Consider the following 21,535-nt stretch of genomic DNA (forward strand, 5'->3'; position numbering starts at 1 on the left):
AGCCGACCCGTGGTGGGGGGCTCAGTCGGCGCGGTCGACCGGGGGTGGCGCGGCCGGCGGTTGGTCGCTCCCGCCCCAGGCGTCCCGACCCGGGTGCTCCGTGGCGTGACCCGGGTGGTCCGTGGCCTGACCGGCGGCGTACCCGGGCGGCGGGCCACCCGGGTATCCGGTCGGGGTGCCACCGCCCGGGGGCGTCCAGGTGCCCCACGGCTGACCGGGCACGGGGGACGGGTACGCGGCCCGGCGGCCGACGAAGACGGCGGCGGCGACGAGACCCAGGCCGACCGGGTAGCCGATCCAGCCGACGACGCTGACGGCGAGGCTCCACGTCTGGTATTGGCGTATCCCGCCGGAGCGGATCAGCTCCGGCAGGGCCGCGACCCAGGCGGTGGTGAACAGCTCCAGCAGCAGCAGGACGACGGCCCCGGCGAGCAGGAACGACCGGGACCGGCCGGGCAACCGGCGGCCGGCGGTGACGCCGAGCACCAGAACGGTGAGCAGGGTCAGCAGGATGGGCAGGTGCCCCAGCACCTGGGTGAGCCGGTAACCGAGCATTGCCACGTCGCCTCCCGACCGGTCGATGGATCGGCGTCAGGTTAACCGAGTTGATCCAGTTCCACCCTCCGGGCGAGGCGGTGCGACGTCGGTCCCGGGCCCTAGCATGATCCCGTGCCGACGATTTTCACCTCCGGGCCGGTGCGGGTGCGGGTGCCCGCGACCAGCGCCAACCTGGGCCCCGGGTTCGACGCCCTCGGGCTCGCCCTCGCCCTGCACGACGACGTGGCCGCCGAGGTGACCCCGGCCGGCGTCCGGGTGGCGGTGACCGGCGAGGGCGCCGGCGACCTGCCGCCGGACGACCGGCACCTGGTGGTCGTCGCGATGCGGGCCGCCTTCGACCTGCTCGGCGCGCAGCCGCCGGGGCTGGCCCTGGAGTGCGTGAACCGGATTCCGCAGGCCCGGGGTCTGGGTTCCTCCTCGGCGGCGATCGTGGCCGGGGTGCTGCTGGCCCGGGGTCTGGTCAGCGACGGCGCGCAGCGGCTCGACGACGAGGCGGTGCTGCGGCTGGCAGCCGAGATCGAGGGCCATCCGGACAACGTCGCGCCGTGCCTGCTCGGCGGGTTCACCGTCGCCTGGACGGAGCCGACCGGCGGGCGGGCGGTGTCGCTGCCGGTTGCGGCCGGGATCTCGCCCACCGTCTTCGTGCCGGCCGAGCGGGGGTTGACGGCCACCGCGCGGGCGGCGTTGCCGGCGACGGTGCCGCACGGGGACGCGGCGCTGAACGCGGGCCGGTCGGCCCTGCTGGTGCACGCGTTGACCGCCGCGCCCGAGTTACTGCTGCCGGCCACCGTCGACCGGCTGCACCAGGACTACCGCGCGGCCGGGATGCCACAGACCGCCGCCCTGGTCAGCGAGTTGCGTGCGGCGGATGTGGCCGCCGTGGTCAGTGGGGCGGGCCCGACGGTGCTGGCGTTCACCGCGCCGCCCGACGGGTTCGACCCGGGAACAGAATGGGAAGTCTGGCGGTTGCCGGTAGAGGTGCGCGGAGCGACGCTCGCACGGGGTAGACTGGGACACGCCGAGCGGGACCCTGTTGCCGCAGGTCGGAAGAGTTGATTACGCTCTAGACTCAGCACAGCCGCGAAGCACGCGATCTCTCTGCGGGTCGGCGCACCCCGAAGCTCTCGGCGGTCAGCCCGTCACCCCTGCCAAGGCCCACGCCGCACCGCAGTTTCCGCAGGTCGCCGCAGACGGCGAGACCTGCTCACCGACGTTGGTGAGTTGGGAAACCGCCCGGCTGCTGTGCCACAGACTCCCGCGACGCGTCATGCGAGGCGGGTGCACCGAGGCCGCCCGGCCACCTTGCTTGTCGATCCCGGGCAGTCCCGGCCTATCGAGGGAAGGAATCCATTGAGCGACACCACCGACGTGACGTCGGATGTTTCCAACGTCGCTGGCGATGCCACCACCGCCGCCCCCACCCGCCGTCGGCGCAGCGGTACCGGTCTGTCGGCGATGCTGCTGCCGGAGCTGCAGAGCCTGGCCGCGTCGCTCGGCATCTCCGGGACTGCTCGCATGCGCAAGGGCGAGCTGATCAGCGCGATCTCCGAGCGGCAGCAGGGCGGCGCCGCGACCGGCACCCCTCGACCGCGGGCCGAGGTGGCGGCTGCGGCTGCCCCCGTCCGGGAGGAGGTGCACGCCGAGGTGACCCCGGAGCGTGCCACCGAGCCGGCGTCGGCCACCCCTGCCGTCACCACCGAGCCCGAGGGCCGGACCCGGACCCGGCGCAGCCGGGCCAGCACCGCCGAGGCGCGGCCGGCTGCCGAGGCACGGGTCGTCGAGACCCGTACCGAGGAGCCGCCGGTCGAGGCCGGTGAGCGTCCCGAGCGGGCCGAGGGCCGTACCGGCCGGGACCGTGGCGAGCGCACCGGAGCCGAGCGCACGGGTAACGAGCGGACCGGCGGTGACCGGGCCGAGCGGGCCGGTAACGACCGGGCCGAGCGGACGGACAACGACCGTACCGGCCGCAACGACCGGACCGAGCGCGCGGGCAACGACCGGGGCGAGCGGGCCGACCGGGCCGGTAACGACCGGGGCGAGCGGGCCGGTAACGACCGGGCCGAGCGTAACGACCGGGCCGAGCGCAGCGACCGGGGCGACCGCAACGATCGCAGCGACCGGGGTGAGCGGGCCGACCGGAACGACCGTGGTCAGCGCGACAACCGCGACAACCGCGACAACCGGGACGACTCCGACGACGACGAGAACGGCGGCCGGCGGGGCCGGCGCAGCCGGTTCCGGGACCGTCGTCGGGGCCGGGGTGACCGGGCCGAGGGCGGCAACGACACCGGCGGCGGTCGCGAGCCGCAGGTCGGCGAGGACGAGGTGCTGGTCCCGGTGGCGGGCATCATCGACGTACTCGACAACTACGCCTTCGTGCGGACCACCGGCTACCTGGCCGGCCCGAACGACGTCTACGTCTCCATGTCGCAGATCAAGAAGTACGGCCTGCGCCGGGGCGACGCGATCACCGGCGCGGTCCGGGCGGCCCGGGACAGCGGCAGCGGCGACCAGCGGCGGGACAAGTACAACCCGCTGGTCCGGCTGGACACCATCAACGGCATGGAGCCGGACGAGGCCCGCCGTCGTCCCGAGTTCTACAAGCTCACCCCGCTGTACCCGCAGGAGCGGTTGCGGCTGGAGACCGAGCCGCACATCCTGACCACCCGGGTGATCGACCTGGTGATGCCGTTGGGCAAGGGGCAGCGGGCGCTGATCGTGTCGCCGCCCAAGGCCGGCAAGACCATGGTGCTCCAGGCGATCGCGAACGCGATCACCCACAACAACCCGGAGTGCCACCTGATGGTGGTGCTGGTCGACGAGCGGCCCGAAGAGGTCACCGACATGCAGCGCTCGGTGAAGGGCGAGGTCATCGCGGCCACGTTCGACCGTCCGCCGCAGGATCACACCACCGTCGCCGAGCTGGCGATCGAGCGGGCCAAGCGCCTGGTCGAGCTGGGGCACGACGTGGTCGTGCTGCTCGACTCGGTGACCCGGCTCGGCCGGTCGTACAACCTGGCGGCGCCGGCCTCCGGCCGGATCATGTCCGGTGGTATCGACTCGACGGCGCTCTACCCGCCGAAGCGGTTCCTGGGTGCGGCCCGCAACATCGAGAACGGTGGCTCGCTGACCATCCTGGCCACTGCGCTGGTGGAGACCGGGTCGATGGCGGACACGGTCATCTTCGAGGAGTTCAAGGGCACCGGCAACGCCGAGTTGAAGCTCGACCGGAAGATCGCCGACAAGCGGACCTTCCCGGCCGTGGACGTCAGCGCCTCGGGCACGCGCAAGGAGGAGATCCTGCTCGCGCCGGAGGAGCTGGCCATCATCCACAAGCTCCGCAAGGTGCTGCACTCGCTGGACTCGCAGGCGGCGCTGGACCTGCTGCTCGACCGGCTCAAGCAGTCCCGCACCAACATCGAGTTCCTGATGCAGATCGCCAAGTCGACACCGGGGGAGTGACCCGCTCCGGGTGAGACCGCCACGAAGGGCACGGCCGCAGCGGCCGTGCCCTTCGTCGTACCCGGGAATTGCGTCGGTGGACTTTTCTTTCGCTGGGCCGGGCAGCTCTTGAAAATTCTGTGCGCGGCCGGGTTGACTGGGGGCGGGGGTTCCCGGCCGAGCGGGCCGGGCCCGGCCACCGACGGGCGGCGGAGGGGAACCTGGGGAGGCGTCCGTCGCCCGGTGGCCCGGCCGGGTGGGCTTCTGAACCTGGGGGAGGAGCCCACCCGGTCCGGTCCGCCCACCGGGCGAGGAATGCGGGGCCGCAGCGGCGGGAATGCGGGTGGCGGGACGGGCGTTACCACTGCCGGACCGATCGTGCGGCCCGCCCGTCGGGTCGGCTCACGCCCATGGCACACTGGTCAATCGGCCACCGGTTCCGGTTCACGCCCGAGTCCGTCGCGCACCAGGCGGCGGGGGATCAGCGGCGACCCGGCGACCACCTGACGAAAGGACCGAGGCGACATGAAGCCCAACATCCACCCGGAGTACACGACGACCGAGGTCAAGTGCTCCTGCGGCAACTCCTTCACGACCCGCAGCACCGCCAAGGGCGGCTCGATCAGCGTCGAGACCTGCAGCGCCTGCCACCCGTTCTACACCGGCAAGCAGCGCGTCCTCGACACCGCGGGCCGGGTCGCCAAGTTCCAGCAGAAGTACGCCAAGGTCCAGGCGAAGAAGGCCAAGTAGCTCCACCGACGACGCCCGTGTCCGGCCCCGTGCCGGACGCGGGCGTCGTCCGTTGCGCCCCCCTGTGACCGCCGTGTCCCGTTCCACCGTCGCCGGACCCGTCGAAGGAGCACCCCCCGCATGAGCAGCGAGCGCCTGGCCGCCCTCCTCGACGAGTACGCCGAGCTGGAGAAGCGGCTGGCCGACCCGGCCATCCACGCCGACCAGAACACCGCCCGCCGGGTCGGTCGCCGCTATGCCGAACTGGTCGGGCTGCACAAGGCCGCCGGTGAGCTGGAACAGGCCCGCGCCGACCTGGTCGCGGCCCGCGAACTGGCCGCCGAGGACCCGGCGTTCGGCGAGGAGGCCGACTCGCTCGCGGCGACCCTGCCGGCGCTGGAGGAACGGCTGGCCGAGCTGCTGATCCCCCGGGACCCGCACGATGCCAAGGACGTGATCATCGAGATCAAGGCCGGCGAGGGCGGCGAGGAGTCCGCGCTGTTCGCCGGTGACCTGCTGCGGATGTACACCCGCTACGCCGAGCGGCACGGCTGGATGACCGAGGTGATCGACGCACAGGACTCCGACCTCGGCGGGGTCAAGGACGTCTCGCTGGCGATCAAGACCAAGGGGGTCCCGGACGGCGGCAACGGCGTCTGGTCCCGGTTGAAGTGGGAAGGCGGGGTGCACCGGGTGCAGCGGGTCCCGGTCACCGAGTCGCAGGGCCGCATCCACACCAGCGCGGCCGGTGTCCTGGTGCTGCCCGAAGCCGAGGACGTCGACGTCACCATCGACCCGAACGAGCTGCGGATCGACGTGTTCCGTTCGTCGGGGCCGGGCGGCCAGTCGGTGAACACCACCGACTCGGCGGTGCGCATCACCCACCTGCCCACCGGCGTGGTGGTCTCCTGCCAGAACGAGAAGTCCCAGTTGCAGAACCGGGAACAGGCGATGCGCATCCTGCGGGCCCGGCTGCTGGCGGTGGCCCAGGAGCAGGCCGACGCCGCCGCCTCGGACGCCCGCAAGGCCCAGGTGCGCACCGTGGACCGCTCGGAGCGGATCCGCACCTACAACTTCCCGCAGAACCGGATCACCGACCACCGGATCGGCTACACGGCGTACAACCTCGACCTGGCGTTGGCCGGGGAACTGGACGGCGTCCTGGACGCCCTCGCCGAGGCGGACCGGGCCGCCCGGCTTGCCGGCGACACCGAGCTGACCCGCCGCTGACCCGCTCCGCGCCGGCCCGACGCGGCCCGCCACCGCGGGCCTGACGGCGTCGTGGCCGGCCGGCGGGGAAAACCCTGGGGTACGGGTCAGGAGGTGCGGGAGCGGGCCTTGGCGCGCAGCATCTCCCGGTCGGCGATCTCGAACGCGAGCCCGAGGGCGTCGCGCAGCGCGGTGCCGGTGCCGGTGCCGGCGACCTCGGCGAACCCGATGCTCACCCCGACCGGGGTGCCGGGCACCAGCGACTCCCAGTCCTCGGTGCGCACCGCCGCGTCGATCCGGCGGGCCACCTCGGCCGCCTCGGTCATGCCGGCACCGGAGAGCACCACCACGAACTCGTCGCCGCCGTAGCGGGCCACGAAGTCGCCGCGCCGCATCACCCGGTTGATCACCCCGGCGATGCGTTGCAGCACCAGGTCGCCGGAGTGGTGGCCGTGGTGGGTGTTGACCGCCTTGAAGCCGTCGAGGTCGCAGACGCCGATCACCACCCGCTCACCCCGGGACACCACCGAACCGATGTAGCGCTCCAGCCGCCGCCGGTTGGGCAGCCCGGTCAACGGGTCGGTGAGCGCCTCACCCTCGTAGCGGGCGGCCTCCCGGCGCATCTCCTCGTGGTCGATGCGGGCGGCGATGCCGTCGATGTAGACGTCGCGCAGCCGGTCGTTGCGCTGGGCGGCCAGCCGGAACGCCATCCGGTCGGCGCGGTGCGCGGCGGCGTGGTCACCGGCCCGGGAGAAGGCGATGCTGCGCAACCGGGACAACTCCGCCGCGCCGAGCGTCTCGGCCGACACCCGGGCCGAGTCCAGCCGGGTGATCGCCTCGATCGGGCGGCCGTCGGCGACCGCCAGGCAGACGTGGCCGAGCTGGCGCATGTCCCGGGCGCGGGCGCTGTCCCCGCCGTGGTCGAGCAGCCGGGCCGGCTCCGGTCCGACCGGGGTCGCGTCGCCGAGCGCCGCCCGGCGGACCGCCGCGTAGCCGTACGCGGCGAGGCTGCTCGGCCGCAGCCGGTCGGCCCGCCCGTCGTCGACGAACCGGGCCAGGTCGGCCGCGATGTCGCGGAGCACCCGCAGGCAGCCGTCGCTGTCGCCGTTGTGGTCGAGCGCGACGGCGTTGCGCAGCCGGATGCCGGGGGCGGCGAAGGTCTCCTCGGGGATGCCGGCGGCGGCGCCGTGCTGGCGGGCCCGCTCGATCGCGCCCAGCGCGTAGCCGTGGAAGCTGAGGTAGGAGTAGGCCATCGCCAGGTCGTGCCAGCCCCAGGCGGTGTCCCGGTCCCGGTCCTCCGCCGCGCCCAGCGCCCGCGCCGCCCGGACCAGGTGGGTGACGCAGCGGTCCAGCGCACCCTGGTGGTGCGCGGCGAGCGCGGCCAGCGCGTTGAGGTGCCCGTGCAGGTAGGGCTCGGGCAGGTCGCGCACCGCCCCGGAGGCCTCCTCGATGGCCCGGGTGAACTCGGCCGTCCGGCCCAGGTTGATCAACGCGCAGAGCCGCTGCACCAGCGCGTCCGCCCGGGTGTACGGGTCGGCGGTGGTGCGCAGCACCCGGTCGAGGACGCCGACTGCCTCGGCCGAGCGGCTCACCTCCTGGAGGTCGCGGGCATGCGTGAGGGCGTCAACCTGGTCATCGACCCGGTCGAGCCACCCCACCTGGCGAACCTCCCGTCGGTGTGCGCCCGGCCGCACCCACTCGTGGCGGGGCCGACGACGCCTCATGATTATGGCGTGACCTCACTCCCACGCCACCCGTCCGAAGGGACAGAACGCGAGCGCACCTCGGCCGTGGTGGCCCGCGCCGCCCGTACCCTCGCCGACGCCGGGGTGGCGTCGGCCCGGTCCGAGGCGGAGCAGCTCGCCGCGTACGTGCTGGAGGTGCCCCGGGGCCGGTTGGCCCTGGCCGACGGCTTCACGGCCGCCCAGCGGGCCCGCTACGACACGCTGGTGGCCCGGCGGGCCGACCGCGAGCCGTTGCAGCACCTGACCGGCCGGGCCGGCTTCCGGCACCTGGAGCTGGCGGTCGGGCCGGGGGTGTTCGTGCCCCGCCCGGAGACGGAGCTGCTGGCCGGCTGGGGCATCGACCGGGCGTCGACCCGGGACGCCCCGGTGGTGGTCGACCTGTGCAGCGGTTCCGGGGCGATCGCACTGGCGGTGGCCCAGGAGGTGCCGGCGGCCCGGGTGGTGGCGGTGGAACGGTCCCCGGCCGCGTTGGCCTGGCTGCGCCGCAACGCCGCCGAGCGGGCCGCCGCCGGGGACCGGCCGGTCGAGGTGGTGGCCGCCGACGTCACCGACCCGGAGCTGCTGGCCGATCTGGTCGGCGCGGTGGACGTGCTGCTGTGCAACCCGCCGTACGTGCCACGGTCGGTGCCGGTCCCGCCGGAGGTGGCCGGGCACGACCCCGACGAGGCGGTGTTCGGCGGGGCGGACGGACTGGTGGTGCTGCGGCCGGTGCTGCGCCGGGCGGCCGAGCTGCTGCGACCCGACGGCGAGCTGGGCGTCGAGCACGACGACACGCACGGCGGGGCGGTGCCGGCGCTGCTGACCGCCGACGGCCGGTACACGGCGGTGCGGGCGCACCGTGACCTGGCCGGGCGGCCCCGGTTCGCCACCGCGTCCCGCCGGTCGGACGGCCCGCACGCCGTCGGGGCGTCGGCGTGGCAGACTGGCTCCTCGTGATGCTCTACGACTGTCGGTCACCTGCCGACCGGGACCGCGGCATCGCCGCGGCGATCGAGGCGGTCAAGAACGGCGAGCTGGTCGTTCTCCCCACCGACACGGTCTACGGGATCGGCGCGGACGCGTTCACCCCGTACGCGGTCAAGGCCCTCTCCGACGCCCGGGGCGGCAGCCAGGCGGCGCCGCCGGTGCTGATCGGCTCCCGGCACACCCTCGACGGCCTGGTCTTCTCGCTGCCCCGCGCGGCCCGTGACCTGGTCGAGGCGTTCTGGCCGGGTGCGCTGACCATCGTGGTGGAGCACTCGCCGAGCCTCGCCTGGGACCTGGGCGGCGACGCCGACGGAACGGTGGCGGTCCGGATGCCGCTGCACCCGGTGGCGCTGGAGGTGCTGCGGGAGACCGGCCCGATGGCGGTGGCCGCGGCCAACAAGGTGGGCCAGCCGCCGTCGTTGACCGCCGAGGCGGCCCGCGACCAGCTCAGCTACTCGGTGCGGGTCTACCTGGAGGCCGGGGCGTGCCCCGACCCGGTGCCGAGCACCATCGTCGACCTGACCGGGGAGACGCCCCGGCTGCTGCGGGCCGGCGCGATCACCCTCGACCAGCTCCGCGACGTCGCGCCGGACCTCCTCGACGAGCGGGGAGCCTGAGTGCCGCCGTTCACCGTCCTGCACGTCTGCATGGGCAACATCTGCCGGTCCCCGATGGCCGAACGGCTGCTGGTGCTCGCCGTCCGTGAGCGGCTGGAGCGGCTCGGCGTCGACCCGGCCGGGGCGGACGCGCTGCTGCACAGCCACAGCGCCGGCACCGGCGGATGGCACGCGGGGGAGGAGATGAACCCGCCGGCCGCCCGGCAGGTGCTGGGTCGCGGCGGTGACGTCGAGGGGTTCGCCGCCCGCAAGCTGCGCTCCGACCTGATCGACGCCGCCGACCTGGTCCTCACCGCCACCGCCGACCAGCAGGAGTACGTGGTGGCGCTACGCCCGGACGCGGCGTCGCGCACCTTCGTGCTGGGCGAGTTCGGCCGGCTGCTCGGCGCGCTGGACACCGCCGCCCTGCCGCCCGCCGGCACCACCCCGGACGCCGTGCACGCCCGGGGGGTGGCCCTGGTGGCGGCGGTCGACGCGGCCCGGCAGGGGGCGGCGGCGCTGCACTCCGACGACCTGGACGATCCGTGGGGCCGGGGCGACCAGTGCTTCAGCCGGGTGGCCGACGAGATCGAAGAGACGGTGCACCCGCTCACCTCGGCCCTGCTGCCGTGACCGCCGCCGGCCGGCCGGGGACCCCGCCAGGCTGGCCGGCGACCCCGTCCGGGTGACCGGCGCGGCGTGTCCCGTTCCGCGCGCCGTGTCCGTCCCGCGAACTTACTCCGGTTTCGGGGAAAGATGAGAGTTCGGGTGGTTTTGCGGGTCATGCTGAACGGGTCCTGACGGCTCCTGCGGGGAGTACTGATGATCCGGGCCCTCCACAAGGCGTTCACCGTGCTGCTCGCCGGCGTCCTCGCCGGCCTGGTGCTGGCCGCGGCGGCCCTGCCGCTCGCCCTGGTGTTCGGCCTCGGCTTCGGCGGTATCGCCTCGTCCTACGCCGAACTGCCCAACACCCTGCGCACCCCACCCACCGCCCAGCGGTCCACCCTCTACGCCGCCGACGGCGTCACCCTGATCACGTCCTTCTACACCGAGGACCGGGTGGACGTGCCGCTGGCCAAGGTCGCCCCGGTGATGCGCCAGGCCATCGTGGCCGCCGAGGACGCCCGGTTCTACCAGCACCGGGGTGTCGACGTGCGGGGCGTGGTCCGGGCGTTCACCGTCAACCAGCGCGACGGCCAGGCCCGGCAGGGCGCCTCCACGCTGACCATGCAGTACGTCCGTAACGTGCTCAGCAACGACCCCCGGCTGACCAAGGAACAGCGCCAGAAGGCCACCGAGATCAGCACCGCCCGCAAGCTCCAGGAGATGCGGTACGCCCTGGCGCTGGAACGCGAGCTGACCAAGGACGAGATCCTCACCCGCTACCTGAACATCGCCTACTTCGGTGCCGGGGCGTACGGGATCGCCGCCGCCACCAAGCGCTACTTCTCCACCACCCCGGCCCGGCTGACCCTGGCCCAGGCGTCGCTGCTGGCCGGGCTGGTCCGCTCCCCGGACACCGACGACCCGATCAACGGCGACGCCGACGCGGCGCTGACCCGGCGCTCGTACGTGCTGGACCGGATGGTGGCGCTGGGCCAGACCGGGCCGGTCGACGCGGCGCAGGCCCGCGAGGAGCCGCTGACGCTACGGCCCAGCCGGACGCCGAACGACTGCACCGCCGTGCCCGAGCAGCGCAACGACTGGGGCTTCTTCTGCGACTGGTTCACCCAGTGGTGGAGCGACCAGCCCGCCTTCGGCGCGACCGCCGCCGAACGGCAGGACACCCTGCGCCGGGGCGGCTTCCGGATCGTCTCCTCGCTCGACCCGGCGGTGCAGCGGGCCGCCGTACGCCAGGTGACAGGCATCTACGACGTGGACGACCCCCGGGCGGCACCGGCGGCGGTGGTCCAGCCCGGCACCGGGCGGGTGCTGGCCCTGGCGGTGAACCGCCACTACAGCGTCGCCCCCAACCCGGCCGGGCAGCGGAACTACCCGAACACGGTCAACCAGCTCGTCGCCGGTGGCAACGGTATCGAGGGCTACCAGGCGGGCTCGACGTTCAAGCTGTTCACCCTGCTGGCCGCCCTGGAGTCCGGGCTGCCGCTGGAGACCTCCTTCGTCGCGCCGAGCCGGATCGTGACCCGGTTCCCGACCGACGACCCCCGGTCGAGCTGCGGCGGCCGGTGGTGCCCGGTGAACGCCACCCCCGAGTGGATGGACGGCTACCGCACCATGTGGACCGCCTTCGGCCGGTCGGTGAACACCTACTTCGCCTGGCTCACCGAGAAGGTGGGCGCGGAGCGGGTGGTCGAGATGGCCGAGCGGCTGGGCATCCGGTTCCGCGCCCCCGACGACGCCGAACTGGCCCGGTCCGGGGCGCGCGACTGGGGGGCGTTCACCCTCGGCGTCTCCTCCACCACCCCGCTCGACCTGGCCAACGCGTACGCCACGGTGGCCGCCGAGGGGACCTGGTGCGCGCCGTCGCCTGTCGTGTCGATCACCGACAGCGCCGGCAATGAGGTGGCCGCCGGTCAGCCCGACTGCCGGCAGGTGATCGACACCGAGGTGGCCCGGGCCGCCGCCGACGCAGCCCGCTGCCCGGTCGGTGACCAGTCGATGTACCGCCGGTGCGACGGCGGCACGGCCGAGCAGCTCCGCCCGGGGCTGGGTCGTCCGGTGGCCGGTAAGACCGGCAGTTCGGAACGGAACGAGACCGAGTCGGTGGTGGCGTTCACCCCGCAGCTCGCGGTGGCCCAGATCGCCGCCAACCCCGACGATCCGCGCGACGCCGTCGGGGCCGCCGTCCAGTCCCGGATGGTCGACGCGGTGGGCCGCATCCTCGCCGCCGCCCTGGCCGACACCCCCGTCCGGGACTTCGTCCCGCCCAACGAGTCCATCACCTACCGCCTAACCCCCACCCCCCGCACCGGCAACTAACCCCCCACCCCCACCCTCCTGCCCCCCGCCCCCTGCCCCTCACCCCTCCCGCCCCGTCGATCATGGAGTTGTGGTGGTCGCAGAACGGGTCAAAGTGCTCTGATCCGTCCACCACAACTCCATGATCGACAGGAGCCTGGGGTGGGGGTGGGGGCGGGGGTGGGGGTCAGGGGTGGGTGGGGGTTAGGGGGTGGGGGTGTGTCGGGCGATGTTGCGGGCCATGCCGCCGAAGATGATCGTGTGGAAGGGGGCCACCGAGAGCCAGTAGAGGTGGCCGGGCAGGCCCCGGGGGAGGAAGACGGCGCGTTGCACGTACCGGCTGTGGCCGTCGCCGGCCGGCTCGGCGCGCAGCTCCAGCCAGGCCCGGCCGGGCAGCCGCATCTCGGCGCGTAGCCGCAGCAGCTCGCCGGGGACGATCTCCTCCACCCGCCAGAAGTCCAGCGCCTCGCCGACCTGGAGGTGGTGCGGATCGCGCCGGCCCCGGCGCAGCCCCACCCCGCCGACCAGCCGGTCCAGCCAGCCGCGCACCGACCAGGCGAGCGGGAACGAGTACCAGCCGTGCTCGCCGCCGACGCCCTCGATGACCCGCCAGAGCGCGGCTTGCGGGGCGGCCACCTCCTGCTCCCGGACGTCGGTGTACGCGGTCCCACCGGACCAGTCCGGGTCCGACGGCAGCGGCTCGGCCGGGGCGTCCGGGCCGCTCGCGTTCGACCAGCGGGTCTCCACCTGGGCGTCGCGCACCTTGCTCAGGGCCAGCGCCACGGCGTCGTCGAAGCCGGTCAGCCCGCCCGGCGGGTCGGGTAGCCACCTGGCGATGTCGTGCTCGTGCGCGACCGCCTCGTGGATCAGGCTCTCCACCAGCGGGCGGGCGATGGCGTTCGGCACCGGGGTGATCAGCCCCACCCAGTGCGAGGACAGCGCCGGGGTCAGCGGGCGGACCGGCACGATGATCCGGCGGCGCAGCCCGGCTACCTGCGCGTAGCGCTGCATCATCTCCCGGAAGGTGAGCACGTCCGGGCCGGCGATGTCGAAGGCCCGGTCCACCTCCGGCGGCAGGTCGGCGCAACCGACCAGGTAGCGCAGCACGTCCCGGACGGCGATCGGCTGGATCCGGTTGCGGACCCAGCGGGGGGTGATCATGGCCGGCAGCCGCTCGGTGAGGTAGCGCAGCATCTCGAACGAGGCCGACCCGGAACCGATGATCACGGCGGCCCGCAGCACCACCGTGGGCACCTCGCCGGCGAGCAGGATCCGGGCCACCTCGGCCCGGGACCGCAGGTGCGGCGAGGCCGTGCCGCCGGCCGCCGGCTCCGGCCCACCGAGGTAGACGATCCGGCGTACGCCGGCTGCGGCGGCGGCCCGGGCGAAGTTCGTGGCGGCCTCCCGGTCGGCCGCCTCGAAGCCGGCCTGCCCGAGGGAGTGCACCAGGTAGTACGCGACGTCGACGTCGGCGAAGGCGGCCGGGAGCGTCTCCGGCCGGCGCAGGTCCCCCTCGACGATCTCGGCCTGCGCGGCCCAGGGCACGTCGCGCAGCCGACCCGCCTTGCGGGCCAGGCAGCGCACCTGGTGGCCCTCGGCCAGCAGGCGGGGCGCGAGCCGTCCGCCGATGTATCCGGTCGCGCCGGTGACGAGGCATCTCACGGACACCAGTGTGCGGCTCCGTACACTCTTTCGCTGTGGAGAACGTGAAGCGCACCTGGTGGGGGCCGGACCCGGGGCGGCCCGTCGGGGCCGTGCCGCTCGGCGACGGCCCGGCGGACCCGCGTGGCTGAGCCCGGGGCGCGTGGGCCGGCGGTGGCCGACGACCAGGGGTGGCGGCTGCGCCACCTGCCGGTGCTGCTGGCCGCCTCGGCGGTGCTGGGGGTGGTCGCCGCGCTGGTCGGTGCGGTGACCGGCGGTGGTGTGGCGGCCCTCGGCGCGGCGGCCGGGGTGGCGGTGACGGTGGTCAGCTACAGCCTGACCACGGTGGTGCTGGCCCGGGCCGACGCGGTCAACCCGCAGCTGGTGCTGCCCCTCGGGCTGGGCCTCTACATCGCCAAGTTCACCCTGCTGGGGGTGGTGATGGTGGCGGTGGCGTCGATCGGCTGGGGTGGGCTGGTTCCACTCTGTGTCGGCATCGCCGCCGGCGTGGTGGTCTGGACCGGAGTGCACATCTGGTGGCTGACCAGGGTGTATTCCCGTCGATAGGTGTGCGGACCGTCCCACATGGTGGGCGGGCGGGCGACTGTCCGCGTGCGGTCGTTCTCTCACTGGCGGAAGGGGAGTAGCGTGCCCCCAGACGATGGAGCCCGCCAGACGCCCACACAACGACGGTTGTGCGGGGGGTGAGGCACAGCCTCGTCTCTCCGGCTGATATCGTTCGCCCCGTCATGGCTGATGACCAAACCCCCCAACCCACCGGCGGTCCGGGCGACGTTCCGACCGGCGCCGGTCAGGGTTGGACCGCGCTCTCGTACCTCATCGGGGGCATGCTCGTCTGGGGTTTCATCGGCTGGCTGGTCGACCAGTGGCTCGACTCCGGCGGCATCGCCACCGGGATCGGTGTCGTGCTCGGCATGGCCGGGGGGATCATCCTGGTCGTCCGCCGGCTCGGCACGCCTACATAGGAAGGGACGCGGTGTTCGGACAGGCGAACGTCCTGGCAGCGGGCCAGGCGGCATTCCCACCCAGCGTGGAGGACTTCTACCTGCCCAGCATCCTGCCCTGGGGTGCGCACGACTCGTACTGGTTCACCAAGATCACGGCGATGGTCTGGGTCGCCGTCGGCATCCTGATCATCTTCTTCCTGGCGACCTACCGGAAGCCGCAGCTGGTCCCGACCAAGAAGCAGTGGCTCGCCGAGTCGATCTACGGCTTCGTGCGGAACAACATCGCGGTCGACATGATCGGGCACCGGGGGGTGCGGTTCGCGCCGTACTTCACCACGCTGTTCTGCTTCGTGTTGCTGACCAACTTCTTCGCGATCGTGCCGCTGTTCCAGATCTCGCCGAACTCGCACATCGCCTTCCCGGCGATCCTCGCCGTGATCAGCTACCTGATGTTCAACTACGTCGGCATCCGGCACCACGGCTTCGTGAAGTACTTCAAGAACTCCCTGATCCCGCCGGCACCCTGGTACATCCTGCCGCTGCTGATCCCGATCGAGTTCTTCTCGACCTTCCTCGTGCGGCCGTTCTCGCTGGCCGTACGTCTCTTCGCCAACATGTTCGCCGGGCACATGCTGCTGCTGGTCTTCACCCTCGGCGGCTTCGCGATGCTCAGCGCCAACGCCTGGCTCGCGCCGGTCTCGGTGCTGTCCTGGGTGATGACCATCGCGCTCACCTTCCTCGAATTCCTGGTCATCTGCCTGCAGGCCTACGTCTTCACCGTCCTCACCGCAAGCTACGTGCAGGGCGCGCTCGCCGACGAGCACTGATCCAACCGGGCGGGGGCTCGAAAGCGAGCACTGGTCCACGGGCGGGGCTCGCTCGCGAGCACCGGTCCACCGCATCAACCCGTTGTCGTCCCGCGTGAGAGTCACGCGAGATACCCAGGAGGAACCACACCCATGGACGCTAGCGTTCTCGCCGAGGTCACCGGCAGCACCGCCGCCATCGGCTACGGCCTCGCCGCCATCGGCCCGGGCATCGGCGTCGGCCTGGTCTTCGCCGCCTACATCCAGTCGACGGCCCGCCAGCCGGAGTCGTCCCGGATGACCCTGCCGTACGTCTGGATCGGCTTCGCCGTCATCGAGGCGCTCGCGCTGCTGGGCATCGCCTTCGGCTTCATCTGGGCCGGCTGACCCGGCCCCTGCAGACCGGGAGGTCATCCATGTACTTCCTCGCCGCTGAGGGTGGTGAGTCGACGCACAACCCGATCATTCCGCTCTGGCAGGAGATCGTGGTCGGCAGCGTCGCCTTCGCCGTGCTCTGCTTCGTGCTGATGAAGTTCGTCTTCCCCCGCATGGAGCAGACGTTCCAGGCCCGGGTCGACGCGATCGAGGGCGGGATCAAGCGCGCCGAGGCCGCCCAGGCCGAGGCCAACCAGCTCCTCGAGCAGTACCGCGCGCAGCTCGCCGAGGCGCGTACCGACGCCGCCAAGATCCGGGACGACGCCCGGGCCGACGCGGAGGGCATCCGGCAGGACATCCTCGGCAAGGCGCGGGAGGAGTCCGACCGGATCATCGCGGCCGGCAAGGAGCAGCTCGCCGCCGAGCGGGCCACCATCGTGCGTGAGCTGCGGGCCGAGGTCGGCACCATCGCGGTGGACCTGGCCAGCAAGATCGTCGGTGAGTCGCTGGCCGACGAGGCACGTCGCAAGGGCACCGTCGACCGGTTCCTGAGCAACCTCGAGAGCACGGGGGCCCGCTGATGCAGGCCGCCAGCCGGGAGTCGTACGCGGTCGCGGCCGAGCGCCTCGACGCGTACGTCCGCGGGGCGGAGCCGTCGGCGGTGGCGACCACCGCCGACGACGTCCTCTCCGTCGCCGCCCTGTTGCGGGGCGAGCCGCGGCTGCGCCGGGCGCTGTCCGACCCGGCCCGCAGCGGCGAGGACCGTGCGGCGCTGCTCACCGGCATCCTGACCGGCAAGATCGGCGCGGACGCGCTCGACCTGCTGTCCGGGCTGGTCGCCGGTCGCTGGTCGACGCCGTCGGAGCTGCTCGACGGCACCGAGCGGCTCGGGGTGGAGGCGCTGCTGGCCAGTGCCGACGCCGCGGGCGACCTCGGTGAGGTCGAGGACGAGCTGTTCCGCTTCGGCCAGGTGGTCGCCGGCCAGTCCGCGCTCTCCGCGGCGCTGGCCGACCCGATCGCCCCGGCCGGGCAGCGGGCCGCACTGGCCCGGGAACTGCTCGCCGGCAAGGCCCGGCCGGTCACCGTCCGCCTCGTCGAGGTGGCCCTCGGCGGGTTCGGGGGACGCTCCTTCACCGGGGCGCTCACCCGGCTGGTCGAGCTGGCCGCCGACCGGCGGGACCGTCAGGTCGCGTACGTGACCGTGGCGGCTCCGTTGAGTGAGTCCGACGAGCGACGGCTCGGTGCCCGCCTCTCCGCGATGTACGGTCGAGAGGTTTCCGTCAAGCAGACGGTCGACCCGGAGGTGCTCGGTGGGGTGAGCGTGCGGGTCGGTTCCGACCTGTACGACGGCACCGTCCTGCGCCGCCTCAACGAGACCCGCAACGCGCTCGTGCAGCGCTGACCAGCGGCCTCGCCGCCCCTTTGATCGACGCCATTCGGACCGGTCGGTACTAGGTATCCCGGGCCCCTGATACTTAAGGAAGCAGAGGATGGCCGAGCTGACCATCTCGACGGAGGAGATCCGCGGCGCCCTGGAGCGCTACGTCTCCTCCTACTCGACCGACGTCTCCCGCGAGGAGGTCGGCACCGTCGCCGACACCGGTGACGGCATCGCCCACGTCGAGGGCCTGCCCTCGACCATGACCAACGAACTCCTGGAGTTCGAGGACGGCACGCTCGGCGTGGCGTTGAACCTCGACGTGCGGGAGATCGGTGTCGTCGTTCTCGGTGACTCCGCCAAGCTGGAGGAGGGGCAGCGCGTCAAGCGCACCGGCCGGGTGCTCTCCGTACCGGTCGGCGACGCCTTCCTCGGCCGCGTGGTCAACGCGCTCGGCCAGCCGATCGACGGCCTCGGCGACATCGCCGACGAGGGCTTCCGCGAGCTGGAGCTCCAGGCCCCCAACGTGATGTCCCGGCAGTCGGTCGACGAGCCGCTGCAGACCGGCATCAAGGCGATCGACGCGATGACCCCGATCGGTCGGGGCCAGCGGCAGCTGATCATCGGCGACCGGAAGACCGGCAAGACCACCGTCGCGCTGGACACCATCCTCAACCAGCGGGACAACTGGCGCTCCGGCGACCCGAAGAAGCAGGTCCGCTGCATCTACGTCGCCATCGGCCAGAAGGCCTCCACGATCGCCTCGATCAAGGGCATCCTGGAGGACGCGGGCGCGCTGGAGTACACCACCATCGTGGCCTCCCCGGCGTCCGACCCGGCCGGCTTCAAGTACCTCGCCCCCTACACCGGCTCGTCCATCGGGCAGCACTGGATGTACGGCGGCAAGCACGTCCTGATCGTCTTCGACGACCTGAGCAAGCAGGCCGAGGCGTACCGGGCCGTGTCGCTGCTGCTGCGTCGCCCGCCGGGCCGTGAGGCGTACCCGGGTGACGTCTTCTACCTGCACTCCCGCCTGCTGGAGCGCTGCGCGAAGCTCTCCGACGAGCTGGGCGGCGGCTCGATGACCGGCCTGCCGATCATCGAGACGAAGGCCAACGACATCTCGGCCTTCATCCCGACCAACGTCATCTCCATCACCGACGGTCAGATCTTCCTGGAGTCCGACCTGTTCAACCAGGGCGTCCGGCCGGCCATCAACGTCGGCACCTCGGTCTCCCGGGTCGGTGGCGCCGCGCAGATGAAGCCGATGAAGAAGGTCTCCGGCTCGCTGCGGCTCAACCTGGCCCAGTTCCGTGAGCTGGAGGCGTTCGCCGCCTTCGCCTCCGACCTGGACAAGGCCTCGCAGGCCCAGCTGAACCGGGGTTCCCGGCTGGTCGAGCTGCTCAAGCAGCCGAACTACTCGCCGTACCCGGTGCAGGAGCAGGTCGTCTCGGTCTGGGCCGGCGTCGAGGGCAAGCTGGACGACGTCCCGGTCGGCGAGATCCGTCGCTTCGAGTCCGAGTTCCTCCAGTACCTGCGGCACAAGCACGAGGGTGTGCTGGCCTCGATCGCGGACGGCACGTGGGGCGACGACATCTCCGCCTCGCTCGACTCGGCCATCGGCGAGTTCAAGCAGGTCTTCCTCGGCAAGGCCGACGAGCGCCGGGTCAACGACGCGCCGGCCAAGCCGCTGGAGGGCGAGTCGGACCGGGAGACGGTCACCCGCTACGCCGGCGGCGACGCCGAGAAGGAGTAGGGCTGACTCATGGCGGCCCAGGTACGCGTTCTTCGCCAGCGAATCCGTTCGGCGAAGGGGATGAAGAAGATCACCAAGGCGATGGAGCTCGTCGCGACGAGCCGCATCGCCAAGGCCCAGGCCCGGGTGACGGCGTCGCTGCCGTACGCCCAGGCGATCACCGGCGTGCTCACCGCGCTGGCCTCGAACGCCCGGATCGACCACCCGCTGCTCACCCCGCGCGAGCGGGTGCGGCGGGCGGGCGTCCTGCTGGTCACCTCCGACCGGGGCCTGGCCGGCGGGTACAGCTCCAACGCGATCAGGACCGCCGAGTCGCTGATCGCCCGGCTCACCGCCGACGGCAAGGAGCCGGTGCTCTACGTCATCGGACGCAAGGGCCTGACGTTCTACCGGTTCCGCAACCGGCAGATCGCGGCGAACTGGACCGGCTTCTCGGAGCAGCCCACCTTCGCCGACGCCCGTGAGGTCGGCGAGACGCTGATCGCGGCGTTCACCGCCGGTGCCGACGACACCGACGGCGACGCCGGGCCGGACGGCGTGCTCGGCATCGACGAGTTGCACATCGTCTACACCGAGTTCCACAGCCTGATGACGCAGAACCCGGTCACCAAGATCATCGGGCCGATGCAGGTCGAGGACCGGCCGCGCTCCGAGGGGCTGCTGCCGGCGTACGAGTTCGAGCCGGAGGCGGAGTCGCTGCTCGACGCGCTGTTGCCGAAGTACATCAACACGCGGATCTACGCGGCGTTGCTGGAGTCGGCGGCGAGCGAGTCGGCGGCCCGGCGGCGGGCGATGAAGAGCGCCACCGACAACGCCGAAGAGATGATCGAGAAGTACACGCGTGAGATGAACTCGGCCCGCCAGGCCGGGATCACCCAGGAGATCAGTGAGATCGTCGGCGGCGCGAACGCGCTGGCCGCGTCGGGAAGTGAAGTGTGATGACTGTATCCGCAGTTGCCGGGGGACCGGCAGAGACCAGTACGGCCACCGGTCGCGTGGTTCGGGTCATCGGCCCGGTCGTCGACGCCGAGTTCCCGCGCGACGCCATGCCGACCCTGTTCAACGCGCTCAACGTCGAGGTGAACCTCTCCGGCGGTGCGAAGACGCTGACCCTGGAGGTCGCCCAGCACCTGGGTGACAACCTGATCCGCGCCATCTCGATGCAGCCGACCGACGGTCTGGTCCGCGGCGCCGAGGTGGTCGACACCGGCTCGCCGATCACCGTCCCGGTGGGCGACGCGGTCAAGGGCCACGTCTTCAACGCCATCGGCGAGTGCCTCAACCTCACCGAGGGCGAGACGCTCGACGCGGACGACAGGTGGGGCATCCACCGCAAGGCCCCGGCCTTCGCGGACCTGGAGCCGAAGACCGAGATGCTGGAGACCGGCATCAAGGTCATCGACCTGCTCGCCCCGTACGTCAAGGGCGGCAAGATCGGCCTGTTCGGCGGCGCGGGCGTGGGCAAGACGGTGCTCATCCAGGAGATGATCACCCGGGTGGCCCGGAACTTCGGTGGTACGTCGGTCTTCGCCGGCGTGGGTGAGCGCACCCGTGAGGGCAACGACCTCATCGCCGAGATGACCGAGTCCGGCGTCATCGACAAGACCGCGCTGGTCTACGGCCAGATGGACGAGCCGCCGGGCACCCGGCTGCGGGTGGCGCTGTCGGCGCTGACCATGGCCGAGTACTTCCGGGACGTCAAGAAGCAGGAGGTGCTGCTCTTCATCGACAACATCTTCCGCTTCACCCAGGCCGGTTCCGAGGTCTCCACCCTGCTCGGCCGGATGCCGAGCGCGGTGGGTTACCAGCCGACCCTGGCCGACGAGATGGGCGAGCTCCAGGAGCGGATCACCTCCGTCCGGGGCCAGGCCATCACCTCGCTCCAGGCGATCTACGTGCCCGCCGACGACTACACCGACCCGGCGCCGGCGACCACCTTCGCCCACCTGGACGCGACCACCAACCTGGAGCGGTCGATCTCCGACAAGGGCATCTACCCGGCCGTGGACCCGCTGGCGTCCTCGTCCCGGATCCTCGCCCCGGAGTTCGTCGGCGAGGCGCACTTCGCGGTGGCCACCGAGGTCAAGCGCATCCTCCAGCGCTACAAGGACCTCCAGGACATCATCGCCATCCTCGGTATCGAGGAGCTCTCGGAAGAGGACAAGCTCACCGTCGGCCGGGCCCGCCGGATCGAGCGCTTCCTCTCCCAGAACACCTACGCCGCCGAGCAGTTCACCGGCGTGCCGGGTTCGACGGTCCCGATCGAGGAGACCATCGACGCGTTCCGGAAGATCAGCGAGGGCGAGTACGACCACTTCCCCGAGCAGGCCTTCTTCATGTGCGGCGGTCTGGAGGACCTGGAGCGCAAGGCGAAGGAGCTGATGTCGGAGGGCTGAGTCTCCCGACAGTTGTTCGCCGAAGGCCACCCCGGTCGACCGGGGTGGCCTT

The 21,535-nt window shown here is 72.4% G+C and carries 20 protein-coding genes; 17 read left to right on the top strand and 3 right to left on the bottom strand.

The genetic code is table 11. The features are described 5' to 3' along the window. Positions 1 to 21: 21 nt before the first annotated feature. Positions 22 to 561 (bottom strand): hypothetical protein, encoded by a 540-nt coding sequence (locus ACN267_RS30535; RefSeq protein ID WP_421490199.1) that lies wholly within the window; start codon positions 559 to 561, stop codon positions 22 to 24. Positions 562 to 669: 108 nt separating this feature from the next. Between ACN267_RS30535 and thrB the strand changes: the two genes are divergently transcribed. The 4 genes from thrB to prfA all read left to right on the top strand — a co-directional run bounded on the left by thrB (position 670) and on the right by prfA (position 5,958). Continuing rightward, positions 670 to 1,614, top strand: coding sequence for a homoserine kinase (gene thrB, locus ACN267_RS30540; RefSeq protein WP_421490200.1), 945 nt, complete (start codon positions 670 to 672; stop codon positions 1,612 to 1,614). Between the two features lie 294 nt (positions 1,615 to 1,908). Beyond that, positions 1,909 to 4,020, top strand: coding sequence for a transcription termination factor Rho (gene rho / locus ACN267_RS30545; protein WP_421490201.1), 2,112 nt, complete (start codon positions 1,909 to 1,911; stop codon positions 4,018 to 4,020). A 504-nt stretch (positions 4,021 to 4,524) separates the two neighbouring features. Next, entirely contained in the window at positions 4,525 to 4,749 is a 225-nt protein-coding gene (gene rpmE, locus ACN267_RS30550; RefSeq protein WP_088642795.1) for a 50S ribosomal protein L31, read from the top strand. Between the two features lie 120 nt (positions 4,750 to 4,869). Continuing rightward, positions 4,870 to 5,958 carry a peptide chain release factor 1 gene (prfA, locus tag ACN267_RS30555; RefSeq protein ID WP_421490202.1) on the top strand — a complete coding sequence of 363 codons (1,089 nt, stop codon included), beginning with the start codon at positions 4,870 to 4,872 and terminating at the stop codon, positions 5,956 to 5,958. Positions 5,959 to 6,044: 86 nt separating this feature from the next. Here prfA and ACN267_RS30560 read toward each other — a convergent pair whose 3' ends face one another. Then, positions 6,045 to 7,595 (bottom strand): GGDEF domain-containing protein, encoded by a 1,551-nt coding sequence (locus ACN267_RS30560; RefSeq protein WP_204957995.1) that lies wholly within the window; start codon positions 7,593 to 7,595, stop codon positions 6,045 to 6,047. A 75-nt stretch (positions 7,596 to 7,670) separates the two neighbouring features. Here ACN267_RS30560 and prmC point away from each other — a divergent pair, with 75 nt between their 5' ends. The 4 genes from prmC to ACN267_RS30580 all read left to right on the top strand — a co-directional run bounded on the left by prmC (position 7,671) and on the right by ACN267_RS30580 (position 12,184). Continuing rightward, positions 7,671 to 8,618 (top strand): peptide chain release factor N(5)-glutamine methyltransferase, encoded by a 948-nt coding sequence (gene prmC / locus ACN267_RS30565; protein ID WP_281894679.1) that lies wholly within the window; start codon positions 7,671 to 7,673, stop codon positions 8,616 to 8,618. Beyond that, on the top strand, positions 8,618 to 9,265 hold the full coding sequence (locus ACN267_RS30570; protein WP_204958218.1) for an L-threonylcarbamoyladenylate synthase: 648 nt from the start codon (positions 8,618 to 8,620) through the stop codon (positions 9,263 to 9,265). The genes prmC and ACN267_RS30570 overlap by 1 nt, the downstream gene beginning before the upstream one ends. Further along, positions 9,266 to 9,877: a phosphotyrosine protein phosphatase gene (locus tag ACN267_RS30575; RefSeq protein ID WP_281894683.1), complete on the top strand. Its 612-nt coding sequence runs from the start codon at positions 9,266 to 9,268 to the stop codon at positions 9,875 to 9,877. Positions 9,878 to 10,066: 189 nt separating this feature from the next. Then, a complete protein-coding gene (locus ACN267_RS30580) occupies positions 10,067 to 12,184 on the top strand; it encodes a transglycosylase domain-containing protein (protein ID WP_421490203.1) in 2,118 nt (705 codons plus the stop codon). A 183-nt stretch (positions 12,185 to 12,367) separates the two neighbouring features. Here the strand turns inward: ACN267_RS30580 and ACN267_RS30585 are convergent, their stop codons facing one another. Next, a complete protein-coding gene (locus tag ACN267_RS30585; protein WP_421490204.1) occupies positions 12,368 to 13,825 on the bottom strand; it encodes an SDR family oxidoreductase in 1,458 nt (485 codons plus the stop codon). Positions 13,826 to 13,948: 123 nt separating this feature from the next. Here ACN267_RS30585 and ACN267_RS30590 point away from each other — a divergent pair, with 123 nt between their 5' ends. From ACN267_RS30590 to atpD, 9 genes are all read left to right on the top strand, one after another. Further along, positions 13,949 to 14,371, top strand: a complete 423-nt coding sequence (locus ACN267_RS30590; RefSeq protein ID WP_421490205.1) for a hypothetical protein — start codon at positions 13,949 to 13,951, stop codon at positions 14,369 to 14,371. A 182-nt stretch (positions 14,372 to 14,553) separates the two neighbouring features. After that, complete coding sequence (locus tag ACN267_RS30595) at positions 14,554 to 14,790, top strand: AtpZ/AtpI family protein (protein WP_204926928.1); 237 nt, start codon at positions 14,554 to 14,556, stop codon at positions 14,788 to 14,790. A gap of 11 nt (positions 14,791 to 14,801) precedes the next feature. After that, on the top strand, positions 14,802 to 15,599 hold the full coding sequence (gene atpB, locus ACN267_RS30600; RefSeq protein ID WP_204958001.1) for a F0F1 ATP synthase subunit A: 798 nt from the start codon (positions 14,802 to 14,804) through the stop codon (positions 15,597 to 15,599). A 132-nt stretch (positions 15,600 to 15,731) separates the two neighbouring features. Further along, positions 15,732 to 15,965: an ATP synthase subunit C gene (locus ACN267_RS30605; RefSeq protein ID WP_067312849.1), complete on the top strand. Its 234-nt coding sequence runs from the start codon at positions 15,732 to 15,734 to the stop codon at positions 15,963 to 15,965. Positions 15,966 to 15,994: 29 nt separating this feature from the next. Further along, positions 15,995 to 16,534, top strand: coding sequence for a F0F1 ATP synthase subunit B (locus tag ACN267_RS30610; RefSeq protein ID WP_088642785.1), 540 nt, complete (start codon positions 15,995 to 15,997; stop codon positions 16,532 to 16,534). Next, the gene (locus ACN267_RS30615) at positions 16,534 to 17,355 is read left to right on the top strand and encodes a F0F1 ATP synthase subunit delta (RefSeq protein WP_204958002.1); all 822 of its coding nucleotides are present in this window, start codon (positions 16,534 to 16,536) and stop codon (positions 17,353 to 17,355) included. The genes ACN267_RS30610 and ACN267_RS30615 overlap by 1 nt, the downstream gene beginning before the upstream one ends. Positions 17,356 to 17,443: 88 nt before the next feature. Continuing rightward, complete coding sequence (atpA, locus tag ACN267_RS30620; protein WP_204958003.1) at positions 17,444 to 19,087, top strand: F0F1 ATP synthase subunit alpha; 1,644 nt, start codon at positions 17,444 to 17,446, stop codon at positions 19,085 to 19,087. 9 nt (positions 19,088 to 19,096) lie between these two features. After that, positions 19,097 to 20,026 (top strand): F0F1 ATP synthase subunit gamma, encoded by a 930-nt coding sequence (locus ACN267_RS30625; RefSeq protein WP_088642782.1) that lies wholly within the window; start codon positions 19,097 to 19,099, stop codon positions 20,024 to 20,026. Next, on the top strand, positions 20,026 to 21,483 hold the full coding sequence (gene atpD, locus ACN267_RS30630; protein WP_204958005.1) for a F0F1 ATP synthase subunit beta: 1,458 nt from the start codon (positions 20,026 to 20,028) through the stop codon (positions 21,481 to 21,483). The genes ACN267_RS30625 and atpD overlap by 1 nt, the downstream gene beginning before the upstream one ends. The last annotated feature ends 52 nt before the right edge of the window (positions 21,484 to 21,535 follow it).

This window comes from Micromonospora sp. WMMD734, assembly GCF_049178975.1.
Lineage (GTDB): Bacteria > Actinomycetota > Actinomycetes > Mycobacteriales > Micromonosporaceae > Micromonospora > Micromonospora wenchangensis.